A 17,442-nucleotide genomic window follows, 5' to 3' on the forward strand; every position below is an offset into this window, starting at 1 on the left:
GGCGGATCGCATCACGCTCGGCGCGGTTGTGCTGACCATGGGCGACCGCCCGGTCGAGCTGGACCGGCTGCTGCGTTCGGTCGCCGATCAGGTCGGCGACCCGATGGCGGTGGTCGTGGTGGCCAACGGCGGTCCGCTGCCGGACTTGCCCGAGGGCGCGGTGGGCATCCCCCTGCCGAAGAACGTGGGCATTCCCGCCGGCCGCAACGTGGGCACCGCGGGCCTGCCCGCGGGCACCGACGTGGTGCTCTTCCTCGACGACGACGGCCGCCTCGGCGGCACCGACGCCGGTCGGTTGTTGCGCGAGGCGTTCGCGGCGAACCCGCGCCTGGGCATCGTCAGCTTCCGGATCGTGGACCCGGAGAGCGGCGAGACCCAGCGCCGACACGTGCCCAGGATCCGGGTCGGCGACCCGCTGCGTTCGGGCCCGGTGACCACCTTCCTCGGCGGCGCGAGCGCGGTTCGTGCGGCCGTGCTGGCGGAGGTCGGCGGGCTGCCCGACGACTTCTTCTACGCGCACGAGGAGACCGACCTCGCGTGGCGCGCGCTCGACGCGGGCTGGGAGATCGAGTACCGCGCGGACATCGTGCTGGAGCACCCCAAGACCAGCCCGGCGCGGCACGCGGCATTCTTTCGGATGAATGCGCGCAACCGCGTCTACCTGGCCCGGCGCAACCTGCCGTGGCCGATCGTGCCCGCCTACCTGGGCACCTGGGTCGTCCTCACCGCCGCCCGCAGGCCGTCCAGGGAGAACGCCCAGGCCTGGGTGGCAGGCTTCCGCGAGGGGTGGAAGACCCCGAGCGGCCCGCGCAAGCCGATGTCCTGGCGGACGGTCTGGCGGATGACCAGGCTCGGCCGCCCGCCCGTCATCTGACAGGCTGGAATTCTCGTACCGTTTCGATTTCGATCCGACGCAGACGAAAGTGTCAACGTGGCCAACAGCGCGCAGGCCGACACCCTGAGCCCACAGGGGACGTCGGCGCCCCCCGGTTCGTCCGAACCTCTGGCGGATCTCGCCGCCCGCTACAAGCTGACGGTCAGCGGCGCCCGACCGGGGTTGTTCTCGTACACGAAGCAGCTCTGGGCCCGGCGCCACTTCGTGGTCGCCTTCGCCAACGCCAAGACCCGGGCGACCTACAGCACCGCCAAGCTCGGCCAGGTATGGCAGGTGCTCACCCCGCTGCTGAACGCGGCCGTGTACTACCTGATCTTCGGCTACCTGGTGAAGACCAAGGGCGGCATCGACAACTACGTCGCCTTCCTGGTCACCGGCGTCTTCGTGTTCACGTTCACCCAGAGCGCGGTCCTCGCGGGCAGCCGGGCGATCAGCGACCAGCTCAACCTGATCCGCGCGCTGCACTTCCCGCGCGCGTGCCTGCCGATCTCGTTCACCATCGTGCAGCTCCAGCAGCTGCTGTTCTCCATGGTCGTGCTCTGCGCGATCGTGCTGGGCACCGGTGAGCCGCTCAGCCTGAAGTGGCTGCTCATCCTGCCCGCACTGATGCTGCAGTTCGTCTTCAACGTCGGCCTGAGCCTGGTGCTGGCCCGGATCGGCGCCGTGATGGTGGACATCAAGCAGCTGCTGCCGTTCATCCTGCGTACCTGGCTGTACCTCAGCGGCGTCTTCTACAGCCTGGACAACTACACCAAGACGGCGCCGGCCTGGGTGGCACACGTGCTGGAGGCGAACCCGGGCGCGGTGTACATCGAGCTGGTGCGCGATGCGCTGATCGAGAGCCACACCAACGTTCCCCCGCACACGTGGGCCTACGCCATCGGCTGGGCGATCGTGATGGGCTTCGGCGGTTACGTGTACTTCTGGAAGGCGGAAGAGAGGTACGGCCGTGGCTGAGCAGCCGGCAATCATGAGTTGGAGCGAGGTCACCGCGACGCCGGAGGCCGAGGTGCCCGAACAGAGCCAACCGCAACAACCGCAGCAGCAGCCCGCCCGGCAGGAGGAGGTGCCGCCGACCGTCGTGGTCGACGACGTGCACCTGATCTACCGGGTGCACGGTGCCTCCTCGGGCAAGGGCAGCGCGACCTCCGCGCTGTCCCGGCTGGCGCTGCGCAAGAAGGCCACCGGCGTCACCGAGGTGCACGCGGTGCGCGGCGTCAGCTTCGTCGCGTACAAGGGCCAGGCGATCGGCCTGATCGGCCGCAACGGCTCCGGCAAGAGCACGCTGCTCAAGTGCATCGCCGGCCTGCTGCCGCCCACCAGGGGCAAGATCTACAGCGACGGCCAGCCGTCGCTGCTGGGCGTCAACGCCGCGATGATGAACGACCTCACCGGTGAGCGGAACATCATCCTGGGCTGCCTGGCGATGGGCATGACGCAGCGCGAGGCCGAGGACCACTACGACGAGATCGCCACGTTCTCCGGCCTGAACAACTACAACGGCAAGGACTTCACCAAGCTGCCGATGCGCACGTACTCGTCCGGCATGGCGGCCCGTCTGCGGTTCTCCATCGCCGCCGCGCGGACGCACGACGTGCTGATGATCGACGAGGCACTGGCCACCGGCGACCGCGAATTCCAGCTCAAGAGCGAGGCCCGGATCCGCGAGCTGCGCAAGGAGGCCGGCACGGTCTTCCTGGTCAGCCACAGCATGAAGTCGATCCGGGACACCTGCGACCGGGTGATCTGGCTCGATCAGGGCGTGATCAAGATGGACGGGCCGATGGCGGAGGTCGTCAACGCCTACGAGGGCAAGTAGCGGCACCGCACCTGCGGAATCACCGCGCTGCCCGCGCCACCCGCACCATCCGCACCACAATGCACCACTCGAAGGGGTTCACCGGTGTCCTTGCAGGTCCTGGCGGAGAGTACCGACGACAACCTCGACATCGAGGTCCTGCGTGACGTCAACGGGCTCACCGAACACACCTCATGGGCACACGGGGGCATGGAGTTCATGGGCGAGTACGGCATGTTCGCCGTACTCGCCGTACTCGCCCTGCTCGCGTGGTGGCGGGCCCGGAGTCGAGCCGACCACACCGCGGCCATGGCCGGCCTCGTGTGGGCCCCGCTCGCGGCCCTGGTCGCGGAGTTGGCGAACGCGCCGCTGCGCGACTTCGTGGATCGGCCGCGTCCGTTCCTGAGCCACGACGGGCTGCACGTGCTCGTCGAGGGCAAGACCGATCCGTCCTTCGCCTCCGACCATGCGCTGACCACGATGGCGCTGGCGGTGGGGATCCTGCTGGTGGACCGCCGGATCGGGATCCTGGCGGTGCTCGCGTCGGTGTTCACCGGCTTCGCCCGGTTGTACGTGGGCGTGCACTATCCGACCGACGTGCTCGCCGGATTCGCGCTCGGCGCACTGGTGGCGCTGGTCGGGTCGATGTTCATGGGCCGAGTCCTGGAACCGGTGGTGCGGCTGGTCGAACGCGGGCCGCTGCGTCCGCTGGTCACGGCCGAGCCGCGCCCGGCCGGATGACGGCGGCGTGGCCGAGGGGGCGGACACGATGGGGACGGACACCGAGGGCGGCCGGGACGCAGCCCGCCTGGGCGAACGGCTGAGCCTGCGCGAGCAGGTCGCGCGCGCGATCCGGGCCGCCCTGGTGGCGGGCCGGATGCAGCCCGGGGTGGTCTACTCGGCGCCCGCCCTGGCCACCCGATTCGGGGTGTCCGCGACGCCGGTCCGCGAGGCACTGCTCGATCTGGCCAAGGACGGTCTGGTCGAGCCGGTCCGCAACAAGGGCTTTCGGGTCCGCAGCATGTCCGCCGCCGACCTGGACGACATCCACGACCTGCGTGAACTCCTGGAGATACCGATCGTCGGCCGGCTCGCCGAAAACGGCTGCGCGCCCGCGCTGCCGGCCCTGCGGGCGCTGGTCGACGAACTCGCCGACGCGGCCGAGCGCGTGGACGCGCCGGCCTACGTGGACGCCGACGATCGTTTCCACGCCCACCTGCTCGGTCTGGCGGGCAACGCGCGTCTGGTCAGGATGGTCGCCGAACTGCGGGCCCAGGCCCGGTTGTACGGTCCGCGTCCGCCGGCCGATCCGGCCGACCGGAGCCTGATCGCCGCCGAGCACCACCGGTTGCTCGACCTGATCGAGGCCGGTGATCGGGCCGGTGCCGAGGAGTTGACCCGGCGGCACCTGGCCTGGTCGCGCCGCCCGGCCCCGGACGCGCCGCCCGCGTCCGCCGACCCGCCGTTCCCCGATGCGTCGTCCCTCGAACGGCCGTAACCCGGCGTCGCCTCGCTCGTTGTCCCGTCGAGCCGCCGCCGCGTGGCCGGCCGTCACGCGAGGATTCCGAGCATCCGGGAGAACCCCACATGTTGGTCCGCACCGCGCTCACGGGTGTCTGCTGCGCCCTCCTCCTGGCCGGGGCCACCGGCTGTCAGGGTGACGACGTGCAACCTCAGGGAGCGCAGGCCAAGGGCAGTAGCGGGGCCGCGAACGGTCCGTCCGAGGCGGTCCTGGCGGTCCGCAAGGCGGCCGATGTCACCACCGGCGCGAAGAGTTCGCGCACCCGCACCACGATGACCATGCAAAACGCCGACCGGGTGGTCAAGCTCACCGGGCAGGGCATGTTCGACTACGTCCGGCACATCGGCTCGCTCACCGTGGACGCGCCCAAGGAGTCGGGCATCGCCGGCCCGCTCCAGGAGATCCTCACCCCCGACGCGCTCTACATGAAGAACGGGTCGCCGGGCGTGCCCAAGGACAAGTGGGTGCGGCTGGCGATCGACGGGCTGGCCGACGGCAATCTGGTCAGCGGCGGTGCCACCGACCCCGGGACGTCCTTCGAGATACTGCGCGGGGTCAACGACGACGTGGTGCTCGTGGGCACCGAGAAGCTCGGCCCGGACACCGTGCGGCACTACCGGGGCACCCTCGACATCCGCAAGGCGCACGATCTGACCGCGCCGGAGGTGCGCGGCCCGCTGGCCGCCGCGCTCAAGACCTTCGACGGCGCGCCGATCCCGTTCGACGCCTACCTCGACGACGCGGGTCGGCTGCGCAAGGTCGAGGAGTCGTTCGCGTTCGTGATGGGCCCGGACCAGGGCAAGACGCCGCCGTCCGCGAAGGTGCTCTCCGCGGCGGAGTTGTACGACTTCGGCGTGGTGGTCGACGTCAAGCCGCCCGAGGCCAAGGATCTGTACGTCGCGCCGAACCCGTCCCGCACACCGGCGGGACGCGGCTGAGCCACTCGCGCGGAGTCGTTCCGGGCGGTCCCCATATGACCCAGGCGTGCCATGTCGGCCCCGCGGAGCCGCCCGTACGCTGGATGGGCCGAGGCCCGTCCGGGGTGCGCACGAGGAGGTGATGTGGGTGTCACGGTTCTCCGATCGCGGTGTACACGACCATGTCGTCCTCGACGAGATCGAGCTCTACGGCGACCTGATGATCGCGGCGTCGGCGAGCGAGGGTCCGCTCACACAGGCCCAGATCGACGCGGTGCTCGGGCTCGCCGGCGGCTGGGGGACGGCGACCCACACCCGGGCCGGCCCCCGTCGCCGCGGCCTCAGGAGCGCACCAGGCGTGCGATCGCCTGGGACGCCTCCTTGACCTTTTCATCCGCTTCCGGGCCGCCCTTTTCCACCGCGTTCGCGACGCAGTGCGCCAGATGTTCCTCCAGCAGGCTGAGCGCGAACGATTGCAGTGCCTTGGTCGCCGCGGAGACCTGCGTCAGGATGTCGATGCAGTATTCGTCCTCGGAGACCATCCGCTGCAACCCGCGGATCTGCCCCTCGGCACGGCGCAGCCGCTTGAGGTGCTCGTCCTTGCGCCCGCTGTAGCCGTGCCCGTGCCCCGAAGCGCCGGGCGTCGCCGTCGTTTCCGGCGTCTGCGGATCCTGTTCCACCGTCGTCTCCCGTGTCTCTGCGGCCGTTCCCCACGTGTCCATGGCCCGATCGGGTGACCGTCCATGACCCGAATTTACCCCCGGGGGGTATATCGGGCAAGCATTCCGATCACCGGCCGACGGCATCGGGCGAACGCGCCCGCCGCGGGCGCGGACATCCCGACCGGTTCCCGGATCTCGTCGTGTGATGTGGGCGACATGGATCGAGCGTAGGGCGCACTGTCACTCGAATGCCGCCCTGGCCCATACTCTGGCCGTGTGACGGGCGTCCTAGGCGGCGGAACGGGTGCTTCCGCATGCCCGTTCGTCGCTGTGAGCGCGCGTCTCGTTACCGCCGGGTACGGTCGCGGTTCGCGTCGACTCCCCGGTTTGCGTGCAGGACCGCCGGAGCGCCTAGCATCGACGCCGACCACTTTCATTATCCCGGAGACCTCCAGTGCGATTGCGTCTGACCCCCAGGGAGACGAGCTTCTACGACATGTTCGCCGCAGCGGCGAGCAACCTGGTCACCGCATCCAAGCTCCTGACGGAGTTGCTCGGCGCAGAGGTCTCCGCTCGTCCGGAGATCGCCGAACGGATGCGCGCGGCCGAGCATGCCGGTGACGACACCACGCATGCGATCATGCGCCAGCTCAACGCCTCCTTCATCACCCCGTTCGACCGCGAGGACATCTACGCCCTCGCCTCGCAACTGGACGATGTCATGGACTACATGGAAGAGGCCGTCGACCTGGTCGTGCTGTATCAGCTCGACGAACTCCCTCCGCAGGTCGCGGATCAGATCGAGGTGCTGGTCCGGGCCTCGGAACTGACCGCCGAGGCGATGCCCCGGCTGCGCACGATGAAGGACCTGACCGAGTACTGGATCGAGATCAACCGACTCGAGAACCAGGCCGACCAGATCCACCGCAAGCTTTTGGCCCATCTGTTCAGTGGTGCCTACGACGCGTTGACCGTGCTCAAGCTCAAGGGCATCGTCGACGTGCTCGAAGAGGCCGCCGACGGGTTCGAGCACGTGGCGAACACGGTCGAGACGATCGCCGTCAAGGAGTCCTGACCCAGTGGAACTCACTGGTCTGATCATCGTCATCGGCGTCGCGCTCTTCTTCACCTACACCAACGGCTTCCACGACTCGGCCAACGCCATCGCGACCTCGGTGTCCACCCGGGCACTGACCCCGCGAGCGGCGCTGGCCATGGCCGCGGTGATGAACCTCGCGGGCGCCTTCCTCGGCGAAGGCGTCGCCAAGACCGTCAGCGAAGGGCTGATCGCCACCCCCGAAGGCCATCAAGGTCTGGTCATCCTGTTCGCGGCGCTGGTCGGCGCGATCTTCTGGAACCTGCTGACCTGGTACTTCGGCCTGCCCTCGTCCTCGTCGCACGCGCTGTTCGGTGGCCTGGTCGGCGCCGCGCTCGCGGGCTCCAGCACCGTCTACTGGAGCGGTGTCCTCGACAAAGTCGTCATCCCGATGTTCGTGTCGCCGGTGGTCGGCCTGGTCGCCGGCTACCTGGTGATGGTCGGGATCATCTGGTTGTTCCGTAAGTCCAATCCGCACAAGGCCAAGCGCGGTTTCCGGCTGGCGCAGACCGTCTCCGCGGCCGGCATGGCGCTCGGGCACGGTATCCAGGACGCCCAGAAGACGATGGGCATCGTGGTGATGGCGCTGGTGATCAGCGGTCATCAGCAGGGCGACAGCATTCCGGTGTGGGTCAAGCTCGCGTGCGCCGTCACGCTGTCGCTGGGCACCTACGCGGGCGGGTGGCGGATCATGCGCACGCTCGGCCGCAAGATCATCGAGCTGGACCCGCCGCAGGGCTTCGCGGCCGAGACCACGGCCGCCTCGATCCTGTACACCACGGCCTACGTCTTCAAGGCGCCGATCTCCACCACGCACATCATCACCTCGGCGATCATGGGCGTGGGCGCGACCAAGCGGGTCAAGGCGGTGCGCTGGGGCGTCGCCAAGAACATCCTGATCGGCTGGTTCACCACGATGCCGGCCGCCGGCCTGGTCGCGGCCTGTGTGTACTGGATCACCCACCTGATCGTGGGCTGACCCACCGGCCGCGCGCCGCGTACGTAATGCAGGACGTACGGGGCACTCGGTCCACACGCGACATATCGCGCGAGAGGGCCCACACCCGTCCCGGTGTGGGCCCTCTCGCATGTCCATTCGACCGTCCGTCGAAGCCTCGACCGTCAGCCGAACCGGCCGGCGATGTAGTCCGCCGTCGATTCCTCGGTGGGCGCCGAGAAGATCGTCTCGGTGTCGCCGATCTCCACCAGCCGACCGGGCTGACCCGGGCCGGCGAGGTTGAAGAACGCGGTCTTGTCCGAGACGCGCGCGGCCTGCTGCATGTTGTGGGTCACGATGACGATCGTGTACCGCTCCTTGAGCAGCGCGATCAGGTCCTCGATCGCGAGCGTGGAGATCGGGTCGAGCGCCGAGCACGGTTCGTCCATCAGCAGCACCTGCGGCTCGACGGCGATCGCCCGGGCGATGCACAGTCGCTGCTGCTGGCCGCCGGACAGGCCCGCGCCGGGCTTGTTCAGCCGGTCCTTGACCTCGGTCCACAGGTTCGCGCCGCGCAGCGAACGCTCGACGATCGCGTCCAGGTCACCCTTGCGCTTGATCCCCGCGAGCTTGAGGCCGGCCGCGACGTTGTCGTAGATCGACATGGTCGGGAACGGGTTGGGCCGCTGGAAGACCATGCCGACCGTGCGGCGGACCGCGACCGGGTCGATGTCGCTGCCGTACAGGTCCTGCCCGTCCAGCGCGACCGACCCGTCCACCGAGGCACCCGGGATCAGCTCGTGCATGCGGTTCAGGGTGCGGATGAAGGTGGACTTGCCACAGCCGGAGGGACCGATGAAGGCCGTGACCGAACGCGGCTCCATGGTCATCGAGATGTCCTCGACGGCCTTGTGCGAGCCGTAGTAGGCGTTGAGTCCGGAAACTTCGATGCGCTTGGTCATTCCTGCCTCTGGATCGGTGCGGGTGTCGGTTCCGCGGTCGGCCGACCGGGTTGTCGTGGTGGCCGTCATCGGCCCGCCTTCGGTGCCTTCCAGCGGGCGATCAGCCGCGCCGCCAGGTTCAGGATCATCACGATGACGATCAGCGTGAGGGCCGCGGCCCAGGCCCGCTCCTCGGCGAATTGGTTGCCGGCGTGGTTCTGGTCGAACACGTACAGCGGCAGCGCCGATTGCCACCCCGAGAAGGGGTCGGTGTTGATCGACTGGGTGAGCCCGACCAGCAGCAGCAGCGGAGCGGTCTCGCCGATCACGCGGGCGATGGAGAGCATCACCCCGGTGACGATGCCGCCGAACGCGGTGGGCAGCACCACCTTGAGCACGGTGCGCCACTTGGGGATGCCCAGCGCCAGGCTGGCCTCGCGCAGCTCGTTCGGGACCAGCTTGAGCATCTCCTCGGCGGAGCGCACCACCGTCGGCAACATCAGGATCATCAACGCGAGCGAACCGGCGAAGCCGGACGCCTCGAAGCCCAGCATCATGATCCAGAAGGCGTAGATGAACAGACCCGCGACGATCGACGGCAGACCGGTCATCACGTCCACGAAGAACGTCACCGTCTTGGCGAGGCGACCCCGCCCGTACTCGACCAGGTAGATCGCGGTGAGCAGACCGATCGGGACCGCGATCAGGGCGGCCAGGCCGACCTGCTCCAGGGTGCCGATGATCGCGTGGTAGACGCCGCCGGTGTCGTCCCGGGCGCCCACGCCGCGCATCGAGTGGGACAGGAAGTACGGCGTGAGCTTGTCCACGCCGCGCTGGATGGTGTAGCCCAGCAGCGAGATCAGCGGCAGCACGGCCAGCACGAACGTGGTGGAGATCAGGCTGGTGGCGAACCGGTCCCGGGCCCGCCGGCTGTCCTCGAAGCGCCACGAGACGGCGGAGAGGGCGACGATGAAGGCCACCCCGGCGAGGAAGACCGCGAGTGCCCAGTTGTCCAGGGTCAGCTCGAACACGATCGTCAGCAGCACGCCGCCACCGGCGATCGCCCACGGCACCTGACGCGGCAGGGTCCGACGGGTCAGCGACGCCGCACGCGGATCCGGCAGACCCGCGCGACCGGCCTCGACCGCGTCCGTACCGATGCCCGGGCGCTTGTCGCCCGTGTCCAGGACGGTCATGAGTTCGCTCCAGAGAACGCCTTGCGCCGGTTGATGACGATTCGCGCGGCACCGTTGACGAGCAGCGTCATGATGAACAGGACCAGGCCGGAGGCGATCAACGCGCCGCGGCCGATCTCGTTGGACTCGCCGAACTGGTTCGCGATGTTGGCCGCGATCGTGTTGTTGCCCGGGTCCAGGATGTGGATCGAGACGGTGAAGCTGGGGGAGAGCACCATCGCGACCGCGATGGTCTCGCCGACCGCGCGGCCGAGGCCGAGCATCGACGCGCTGATCATGCCGGGCTTGCCGTAGGGCAGCACCGCGATCCGGATCATCTCCCAGCGGGTCGCGCCGAGCGCGAGCGCGGCCTCCTCGTGGGCGCGGGGCACCTGGAGGAAGACCTCACGGGTGACCGCCGCGATGATCGGCAGGATCATGATGGCCAGCACGATGCCGACGGTGAACAGCGTGCGCGCGGTGACGCCCGCCTGCTCCTTGTCGAACAGCGGGATCCAGCCGAGGTAGTCGGACAACCACGCGTGCAGGCCGAGCAGTTTGGGGGCCAGGAAGATGTAGCCCCACAGGCCGTAGACCACGCTGGGCACCGCGGCCAGCAGGTCGACGATGTAGCCGAGCGTCTGGGCGATCCGCCGGGGAGCGTAGTGCGTGATGAACAGCGCCACCCCCACCGCGACCGGCACCGCGATGAGCATCGCGATGGTGGCGCTGACAACCGTGCCGAACACGAGCGTGACGACACCGAACGCGGGCTTCGCCGTGTTCGGGTCCCAGCCCTGGTCGGTCAGGAAGCTGCCCTGGTTCTTCGACAGTGCGTCCGTCGCCTTGACCACGAGGAAGATCGCGATCGCGGCCATGATGGCGAGCAGGCTGATGCCGGCGCCGCGGGCGGCACCGGAGAAGATCCGGTCGCCTGGCCGAACCTTGGTGCGCTTGGCCGCGGGGGCCTTGCGCTCGGGTTCCGCCGGTGCGGTGGGAGTGGTGGTGGACATCTCTCTCCGTACGAGTCGGTCGCTCAGCGGGCTCGGACTAGGACAGACCGGCCACGGCGGCGCGAACCTTGTCCGCGACCGTCGTCGGGAGCGGCGCGTAGCCGATGCCCGCGAGGACCTTCTGGCCTTCGGCGCTGGAGGTGTAGTTGAGGAAGGACTTCAGCAGCGGGAGCTTGTCCGCGGCGGTGCCCTTCTCACAGACGATCTCGTAGGTGACCAGGATGATCGGGTACGCGCCCTCGGCCTTGGTCGCGTAGTCGACCGACAGCTTCAGGTCGTTGCCCTCGCCCACGATCTTGGCGGCCTCGACGGCCTTGCCCGCGGCTTCGGGGGTCAGCTTGACCGGGGCCGACGCGCCGGTGTTGATCTGCGCAATGCCCAGGCCGGAGTTCTCCGCGTAGGACTGCTCCATGTAGCTGATGCCGCCCTGCGTCGACTTCACGATCGACGCGACACCCTCGCTGCCCTTGGCACCCTGACCGCCCGGGGCCTTCCAGTCCTGGGCCGCGTCGAAGGTCCAGTCGGCGCCGGCCGCGGCCTTGAGGTACTTGGTGAAGTTCTCGGTGGTGCCCGAGGCCTCGGAGCGGTGCACGGTCTGGATCGCGGTGCCGGGCAGCTGCGCGTTCGGGTTCAGCGCCTTGATCTCGGCGGCGTCCCACTTGGTGATCTTGCCGGAGAAGATGCCGGCGATCGTCTTCGCGTCCAGGACCAGGTCCTTGACGCCGGAGACGTTGTACGCGATGGCGATCGGGCCGGTCACCATCGGCAGGTTGATCGCCTGGCCGGGGGCGCACGCCGCGCCCGCCTTGGCGACCTCTTCCGGCTTGAGCGCCGAGTCGGACCCGGCGAAGGTGACCTGCTTGTCGAAGAACGACTGACGGCCGGTGCCCGAACCCGAGGACGCGTAGTCGATCGAGGCACCCGAACACTTGGCCTGGTACGCCTTGATCCACTCGTCCATCGCGTTCTTCTGGGCGCTGGAGCCGGCAGCCGCGAGCTTGCCCGTCCCGCAGTCACCCTTGGGGGCCTCGGCGCCGGGGGCCGCTGCGGCCTTCGTCGACGACTTCTTGTCGTCACCCGAGCTGTTGTCGTCGGAGCCACACGCGGCCAGCGTGAGCGCGCCGGCGAGTGCCAGGCCGGTGAAGCCGATACCGCGACGGACACTGCGGGGCCGAATGGTCACGGCGCTCCCTTTCGATCGAACTCAACTCGTGGTGCGGCGTCCCGAACGGGCGCCGTCATCCATGAAGTTAGGCCGTGAGAATGAAGCGATCCGCCGCGCAAAGTGAACCGAGGGTGAACTCGAACGGTCGAGTCAGATAAGCCGACTGCTGGATGAATTGTCCGCTCATGTGCTCATTTACCACCCGTGAACTGGGGCTTTGTCGCGCCGTCCGGATCGTGTTCACCGGGTGTTCAGATGCGCGCAGTGTGACGTTCGGTAAACCGTGACAACGGCTTGACCAAGTGCTCAGCTTCCCGTCGGGTAGGGAGCGTAACGGCCCATGGCCACGACTCGACCCGCCCACGCGTGCAGGACGGCGAACTCCCCGGGCAGCAACGGCTCGGCGGCCAGCCGGGCGGCGGTCGCCCCGGGGGCGGCGCCGGGCAGGTCCGGAACGGGTGCGCACAGCAGCGTCGGCCGGCCGCCGCGCAGCGCGTCGGCCACCGAGCACGAGGTCGCCCGGACCCGCGCCCCCACGGCCTCGACATAGGGCGCCACCGTCGCTGCCGCGGCCGGCTCCGCGCAGCCGTACACCTCCACCGGTCCGAACGCGGCCAGCATCGGCACCAGCCGTCGGGCGAACGCCGGGCCCGCCCGCAGCACCAGGACCGGCACCGTCGCGGGCGGCGGTCCGGTGCGAAACGCGTCGGTCAGCGACGCGGTGTAGTCCGGCGCCCCGGGCAGCGTCGCGGCCTCCTCCGGCGGACCCCACCACATCCGGTCCACCTCGTGATTGGCGAGGAACTCGCCGGCGACCGCCTCGGCGACCCAGTAGCGGTTGATCTTGAGCCGATCGCGCGAGTGCATCGGATAACTGCGCACCCCCAGCTCGCGGCCCAGGATGGCCCGATAGCCGGTCTCCTCGGCGATCTCGCGGACCGCGGCCACCACCGCGGGCTCGCCCGGCTCCAGCTTGCCCTTGGGAAAGGACCAGTCGTCGTAGCGCGGCCGATGCACCAACCCGACCTGCACCGTGTCCCCGGCCCGACGCCACAGCACCCCGCCCGCGGCGAGTACCGGGTCGGCGGGCGCGGACGCGGGCGGATCATCCATCGAGCCACGCCCGTGCCTGCGCGGTGCCCGCCTTGGGCCACACCCGCGTGAACGCGTACCGCTGAGCCGTGGCGACGTGCCGCTCGTGCGCGTACAACTCGCCCAGTACGAAGGCGGTGGGCCCGCCGACCCGAGGGCCGGCCGCGAGTTCGGCGACCGCGTCGGCGGCGATGGTCGCGTCCTGGTGTACGCCGAGCACCTCGGTCACCGCCTTGAGCCGCCGGGCCAGCCGAGCGGCGGGCGGGCCGAACGCGGGCACGCACATGTCGGCCGCGTAGCGGGCTCGCTTGGCCAGGATCCGCACCCGATGCCAGGCCTCGTCGTCGGTGCCCGCGTACGGGGTGAACCCGGCGTGGTCGGCCGGATGGGGCACGCCCGCCGCCGCCAGCGGCAGCGCCTCGGCCGCGCGGTCCAGTCGGCGCAGCGTCCGGGCGACCAGCCCGGGCACGACGTCGGCGCCCGGTGCCGCGGCCCGCTCGGTGAAGGTCAGGCCCAGAGCCGGCTCGACCAGGTCCGCGGACAGCGCGGTGAACACCCCCGTGCCCAGCGCGGTCAGCGCGCGGGATCGGCCGGCGTGCAGATCGCCGCGCAGTCGGCGGGTGACCATCGCCCGGGCCCGGGCCGAGCCGGGGCGCTCCGGCAGCGCGTCCAGGTCGGCCAGCAGGCGCTCCAGCAGCACCTCGGCGTCCCGCTCGCCGGCGAGCGCGTCCGCCGCGTCGCGCAACCGGGTGCGCAGTCGCGCGGCGGGCTCCGGCTCCAGCAGCGGCGCGCACGTGGCCAGCGCGCTGCGGATCCGCCGGGCGGCCACGCGCGCGTTGTGCGCGGCCTCCTCCTCGCCGGCGCTCAGTCGGGGCAGTTCGTCGATGAACGCGCCGGCCTCCCCGACCAGATGGGCGACCAGGATGGCGCGGGCCGAGGTGTCCTCGGCCGCCGTGCGCTGCCGAGGAATGGCGGTCGCCTGCTTACTCCGGCCCACGTCTGCGCCTCCGGGTCTCGATGAGGTGCTCCTGCACGTCACGCAGCCGGCTGCCGTCGGCAGCGGTTGCGTGCCTGGTCCAGGTGCCGTCCCGGTCCAGATGCCAGGACGCGGTCTCCGCGCTCATCCCCAGGTCCATGAAGGACGTCATCTCGTCGCGGTGTCGATCGCCGCGCAGCCGCACCGCCGCCTCGACCCTGCGGTCCAGGTTGCGGTGCATCAGGTCGGCACTGCCGATCCACACCTCGGGCTCGCCGCCGCCGGCGAACACCCACACCCTCGAGTGTTCCAAGAATCGCCCGAGAATACTGCGCACTCGGATGGTCTCGGACAGACCGGGAACGCCCGGGCGCAGCGCGCAGATGCCCCGGATCCACAGATCGATCGGGACGCCGGCCTGCGAGGCACGGTAGAGCGCGTCGATCACCAGTTCGTCGACCAGCGAGTTCGACTTGAGCCGGACGTACGCCGGCAGGCCCTGCTCGTGGTTGGCCACCTCGCGCTCGATCCGCTCGACCAGCCCGTTGCGCAACGAGTGCGGGGCCACCAGCAACCGCCGAAACGATTGCGCGCGCGAGTAGCCGGAGAGCCGGTTGAACAGGTTCGACATGTCCTCGCCGACCTGCGGGTCGGCGGTCAGCAGGCCCAGGTCCTCGTAGAGCCGGGCCGTCTTCGGGTTGTAGTTGCCGGTCCCGATGTGGCAGTAGCGGCGCAGCGTGTCGCCCTCCTGGCGGACCACCAGGCACAGCTTGGAGTGCGTCTTGAGCCCCACCACGCCGTGCACGACATGGCAGCCGGCCTGCTCCAGCTTGCGCGCCCAGGTGATGTTGGCGTGCTCGTCGAAGCGGGCCTTGAGTTCGACCAGGACCAGTACCTGCTTGCCGGACTCGGCCGCGTCCACCAGCGCGTCCACGATCGGCGAGTCGCCCGAGGTGCGGTACAGGGTCTGCTTGATCGCGAGCACGTCCGGGTCGGCCGCGGCCTGCTCCAGGAACGCCTGGACCGACGTGGCGAACGAGTCGTAGGGGTGGTGCACCAGGATGTCGCGCTTGCGCATCGCGGCGAACACGTCGGCGGCCTGCGCGGTCTCCACCTCGGCCAGGTCGCGATGGGTGCCGGCGACGAAGCGGCCGAACTTGAGCTCGGGCTTGTCCAGGTCGGCGATCGCGTGCAGACCGGTCAGATCCAGCGGACCGGGCAGCGGGTAGACCTCCTTCTCGCCCACGCCCAACTCGCGCACCAGCAGGTCGAGCACGTGCGGGTCGATGGTCTCCTCGACCTCCAGCCGGACCGGCGGGCCGAACCGGCGGCGCATCAGCTCCCGCTCCAGTGCCTGGAGCAGGTTCTCCGCGTCGTCCTCCTCGACCTCCAGATCCTCGTTGCGGGTGACCCGGAAGGCGTGGTGGCCCAGCACGTCCATGCCCGGGAACAGATCGCCGAGGAACTCGGCGATCACCTCCTCCAGCGGCACGAAGCGGGCCGGCGAGGTCTCCACGAAGCGCGGCAGCAGCGGCGGCACCTTGACCCGGGCGAAGTGCTCGTTGCCCGAGCGCGGGTTGCGCACGATCACGGCCAGGTTCAGCGACAGGCCGGAGATGTACGGGAACGGGTGGGCCGGGTCCACCGCGAGGGGGGTGAGCACCGGGAAGACCCGCTCGCGAAAGAGCGCGTACAACGACTGACGCTCACCGTCGGTGAGGTCGTCGAAGCGCAGCAGCTGGATGTCGGACTCGCCGAGCGCGGGCAGCACGTCGTGGTGGAAGCACGTGGAGTGCCGGGCCATCAGGGCCCGGCTGCGCGACCAGATGTTCTCCAGCACCTCGCGCGGCTGCAGGCCGCTGGCCGCGCGCACCGCGAGACCGGTGGCGATCCGGCGCTTGAGACCGGCCACCCGGACCATGAAGAACTCGTCCAGATTGGACGCGAAAATGGCCAGATACCGGGCCCGCTCCAGCAGCGGAGTGCTCGGGTCCTCGGCGAGTTCGAGCACCCGCTCGTTGAACGCCAGCCAGCTGCCCTCCCGGTCCAGGAACCGGTCCAGGGGCAGCTCGCTCTCCGGCAGCGGCGGGGCCGCGGCGACCGTGTTCGTGCCGCCCGCCTTCGCCGGCGGCACGGCCACGGTCAGGTGTCGGGAGGATCGAGCGGCAGGAGTCTCGGCGTTCATCAGACCATTGTCTTTTCGCGACGGTCTATGTGCACCTGTGCGACCCCGACCCGAAACAGATGTTCGCCAGGTTTCACACCGTGTTCAGCGTCGGTACATCACATCGACAGTGTGTACGCGAAAGCCCAATCGGGTGTACACCTTGACGGCCGCCTCGTTGTCCGCGTCCACATAGAGCAGTGTTTCGGCGAGCGGGCGGCCCTCGACGGTGCGCTGGGCCAGGTGCCGCAGACCCACCGAGGTCAGCAGTGCGCCGAGCCCGCGGCCCTGCGCCGCCGGGTCGACGCCGACCACGTACACCTCGCCCAGCGGGCCCGAGTCCGCGGTCGCGGGGTGGGTCTTGGTCCAGTGGAAGCCGAGCAGCTCGCCGGTGTCGGTGTCCTCGGCGAGGAAGAAGCCGGCCGGGTCGAACCACGGCTCGGCGAACCGGCGGCCCAGGTCGTCCGCCGTCCACGCGCCCTGCTCGGGGTGGTGCGCGAAGGCCTTGGCGTTGAGCGCCAGCCAGGCCTTGTCGTCCGTGCCGGGACGGAAGGTGCGCAGCCGCACGTCGGCGGGCATGGCCAGGTCGGGCACCGGGGTGCCGGCCGTGCGGCGCATCTGCCACAACTCGCGGAACGCGGTGAAGCCCAGCGCCGCGGCCAGCCGCTCGGCCGCGGGCAGCTTGCCGTGCGCCCACACCCGCAACCGGCCGGCCTCGTCGATCCGGGCCGCCTCGGCCGCCAGCGACTCCAGCAGTGCCCGACCCAGGCCCGCGCCGCGCGCGGCCGGCGCGACGAACAGTTCGGCGGACGGGCCGTCCACGAGGTCCGAGCCGTCCAGGTGTGCGAAGCCGACGATCGCGGCGCCGTCCCGGACGAGCAGCTCGCGTGCCGAGGGCGCGCCGTGCCGCAGCTCCAGCCGGGACTGCTCGGACAGCGGCGAGGCGCCGTCGAGGCCGGCCGCCGCCTCCGCGAGGGCCAGCACGGCCGAGGCGTCTTCCGCCGAGGCCCGATTCACCGTCTCGATCGACACATCCGCGAGGTCCATGGCCTCCACGGTACTGAGCGGTGTCGCGGGTCGTCGCGCGGC

17 protein-coding genes are annotated in these 17,442 nt (G+C 70.0%); 8 read left to right on the plus strand and 9 right to left on the minus strand.

Going from position 1 to position 17,442, the window contains the following annotated elements; translation table 11 throughout:
• The first annotated feature begins 37 nt into the window (after positions 1–37).
• The 6 genes from ACFZBU_RS37020 to ACFZBU_RS37045 all read left to right on the plus strand — a co-directional run bounded on the left by ACFZBU_RS37020 (position 38) and on the right by ACFZBU_RS37045 (position 5,153).
• The gene (locus tag ACFZBU_RS37020; protein WP_391588275.1) at positions 38–874 is read left to right on the plus strand and encodes a glycosyltransferase family 2 protein; all 837 of its coding nucleotides are present in this window, start codon (positions 38–40) and stop codon (positions 872–874) included.
• 57 nt (positions 875–931) lie between these two features.
• Positions 932–1,852: an ABC transporter permease gene (locus tag ACFZBU_RS37025; RefSeq protein ID WP_391588133.1), complete on the plus strand. Its 921-nt coding sequence runs from the start codon at positions 932–934 to the stop codon at positions 1,850–1,852.
• Between the two features lie 13 nt (positions 1,853–1,865).
• Complete coding sequence (locus tag ACFZBU_RS37030) at positions 1,866–2,714, plus strand: ABC transporter ATP-binding protein (RefSeq protein WP_391588276.1); 849 nt, start codon at positions 1,866–1,868, stop codon at positions 2,712–2,714.
• Positions 2,715–2,798: 84 nt separating this feature from the next.
• Positions 2,799–3,434 (plus strand): phosphatase PAP2 family protein, encoded by a 636-nt coding sequence (locus ACFZBU_RS37035; RefSeq protein WP_391588134.1) that lies wholly within the window; start codon positions 2,799–2,801, stop codon positions 3,432–3,434.
• A 28-nt stretch (positions 3,435–3,462) separates the two neighbouring features.
• Positions 3,463–4,191, plus strand: coding sequence for a GntR family transcriptional regulator (locus ACFZBU_RS37040; protein ID WP_391588135.1), 729 nt, complete (start codon positions 3,463–3,465; stop codon positions 4,189–4,191).
• 89 nt (positions 4,192–4,280) lie between these two features.
• On the plus strand, positions 4,281–5,153 hold the full coding sequence (locus ACFZBU_RS37045; protein ID WP_391588136.1) for a hypothetical protein: 873 nt from the start codon (positions 4,281–4,283) through the stop codon (positions 5,151–5,153).
• A 320-nt stretch (positions 5,154–5,473) separates the two neighbouring features.
• Here the strand turns inward: ACFZBU_RS37045 and ACFZBU_RS37050 are convergent, their stop codons facing one another.
• The gene (locus ACFZBU_RS37050; RefSeq protein WP_391588137.1) at positions 5,474–5,854 is read right to left on the minus strand and encodes a metal-sensitive transcriptional regulator; all 381 of its coding nucleotides are present in this window, start codon (positions 5,852–5,854) and stop codon (positions 5,474–5,476) included.
• Positions 5,855–6,248: 394 nt separating this feature from the next.
• Between ACFZBU_RS37050 and ACFZBU_RS37055 the strand changes: the two genes are divergently transcribed.
• Complete coding sequence (locus ACFZBU_RS37055) at positions 6,249–6,869, plus strand: DUF47 domain-containing protein (RefSeq protein ID WP_020552276.1); 621 nt, start codon at positions 6,249–6,251, stop codon at positions 6,867–6,869.
• 4 nt (positions 6,870–6,873) lie between these two features.
• The gene (locus ACFZBU_RS37060; RefSeq protein ID WP_391588138.1) at positions 6,874–7,869 is read left to right on the plus strand and encodes an anion permease; all 996 of its coding nucleotides are present in this window, start codon (positions 6,874–6,876) and stop codon (positions 7,867–7,869) included.
• Between the two features lie 143 nt (positions 7,870–8,012).
• Here ACFZBU_RS37060 and pstB read toward each other — a convergent pair whose 3' ends face one another.
• The 8 genes from pstB to mshD all read right to left on the minus strand — a co-directional run bounded on the left by pstB (position 8,013) and on the right by mshD (position 17,400).
• Positions 8,013–8,789 (minus strand): phosphate ABC transporter ATP-binding protein PstB, encoded by a 777-nt coding sequence (gene pstB, locus ACFZBU_RS37065; RefSeq protein ID WP_391588139.1) that lies wholly within the window; start codon positions 8,787–8,789, stop codon positions 8,013–8,015.
• 65 nt (positions 8,790–8,854) lie between these two features.
• Positions 8,855–9,964, minus strand: a complete 1,110-nt coding sequence (gene pstA / locus ACFZBU_RS37070; RefSeq protein ID WP_391588140.1) for a phosphate ABC transporter permease PstA — start codon at positions 9,962–9,964, stop codon at positions 8,855–8,857.
• On the minus strand, positions 9,961–10,956 hold the full coding sequence (gene pstC, locus ACFZBU_RS37075; RefSeq protein ID WP_391588141.1) for a phosphate ABC transporter permease subunit PstC: 996 nt from the start codon (positions 10,954–10,956) through the stop codon (positions 9,961–9,963). The genes pstA and pstC overlap by 4 nt, the downstream gene beginning before the upstream one ends.
• A gap of 37 nt (positions 10,957–10,993) precedes the next feature.
• A complete protein-coding gene (gene pstS, locus ACFZBU_RS37080) occupies positions 10,994–12,139 on the minus strand; it encodes a phosphate ABC transporter substrate-binding protein PstS (RefSeq protein ID WP_391588142.1) in 1,146 nt (381 codons plus the stop codon).
• 288 nt (positions 12,140–12,427) lie between these two features.
• Positions 12,428–13,234 carry an NUDIX hydrolase gene (locus tag ACFZBU_RS37085; protein WP_391588143.1) on the minus strand — a complete coding sequence of 269 codons (807 nt, stop codon included), beginning with the start codon at positions 13,232–13,234 and terminating at the stop codon, positions 12,428–12,430.
• The gene (locus tag ACFZBU_RS37090; RefSeq protein WP_391588144.1) at positions 13,227–14,210 is read right to left on the minus strand and encodes a CHAD domain-containing protein; all 984 of its coding nucleotides are present in this window, start codon (positions 14,208–14,210) and stop codon (positions 13,227–13,229) included. The genes ACFZBU_RS37085 and ACFZBU_RS37090 overlap by 8 nt, the downstream gene beginning before the upstream one ends.
• The gene (locus ACFZBU_RS37095; RefSeq protein WP_391588145.1) at positions 14,197–16,374 is read right to left on the minus strand and encodes an RNA degradosome polyphosphate kinase; all 2,178 of its coding nucleotides are present in this window, start codon (positions 16,372–16,374) and stop codon (positions 14,197–14,199) included. The genes ACFZBU_RS37090 and ACFZBU_RS37095 overlap by 14 nt, the downstream gene beginning before the upstream one ends.
• An 84-nt stretch (positions 16,375–16,458) precedes the next feature.
• Entirely contained in the window at positions 16,459–17,400 is a 942-nt protein-coding gene (gene mshD, locus ACFZBU_RS37100) for a mycothiol synthase (protein WP_391588146.1), read from the minus strand.
• Between the last annotated feature and the right edge of the window lie 42 nt (positions 17,401–17,442).

The organism is Embleya sp. NPDC008237 (assembly GCF_042956465.1).
GTDB lineage: Bacteria > Actinomycetota > Actinomycetes > Streptomycetales > Streptomycetaceae > Embleya.

Excerpts from the sequence above, each read along its gene's own strand:
- ACFZBU_RS37020 (WP_391588275.1), top strand. The coding sequence starts at position 38 with ATGGGCGACCGCCCGGTCGAGCTGGACCGGCTGCTGCGTTCGGTCGCC.
- ACFZBU_RS37030 (WP_391588276.1), top strand. The coding sequence starts at position 1,866 with ATGAGTTGGAGCGAGGTCACCGCGACGCCGGAGGCCGAGGTGCCCGAA.
- ACFZBU_RS37040 (WP_391588135.1), top strand. The coding sequence starts at position 3,463 with ATGGGGACGGACACCGAGGGCGGCCGGGACGCAGCCCGCCTGGGCGAA.
- ACFZBU_RS37045 (WP_391588136.1), top strand. The coding sequence starts at position 4,281 with ATGTTGGTCCGCACCGCGCTCACGGGTGTCTGCTGCGCCCTCCTCCTG.
- ACFZBU_RS37050 (WP_391588137.1), bottom strand. The coding sequence starts at position 5,854 with ATGGACACGTGGGGAACGGCCGCAGAGACACGGGAGACGACGGTGGAA.
- pstB (WP_391588139.1), bottom strand. The coding sequence starts at position 8,789 with ATGACCAAGCGCATCGAAGTTTCCGGACTCAACGCCTACTACGGCTCG.
- pstA (WP_391588140.1), bottom strand. The coding sequence starts at position 9,964 with ATGACCGTCCTGGACACGGGCGACAAGCGCCCGGGCATCGGTACGGAC.
- pstC (WP_391588141.1), bottom strand. The coding sequence starts at position 10,956 with ATGTCCACCACCACTCCCACCGCACCGGCGGAACCCGAGCGCAAGGCC.
- ACFZBU_RS37085 (WP_391588143.1), bottom strand. The coding sequence starts at position 13,234 with ATGGATGATCCGCCCGCGTCCGCGCCCGCCGACCCGGTACTCGCCGCG.
- ACFZBU_RS37095 (WP_391588145.1), bottom strand. The coding sequence starts at position 16,374 with ATGAACGCCGAGACTCCTGCCGCTCGATCCTCCCGACACCTGACCGTG.
- mshD (WP_391588146.1), bottom strand. The coding sequence starts at position 17,400 with ATGGACCTCGCGGATGTGTCGATCGAGACGGTGAATCGGGCCTCGGCG.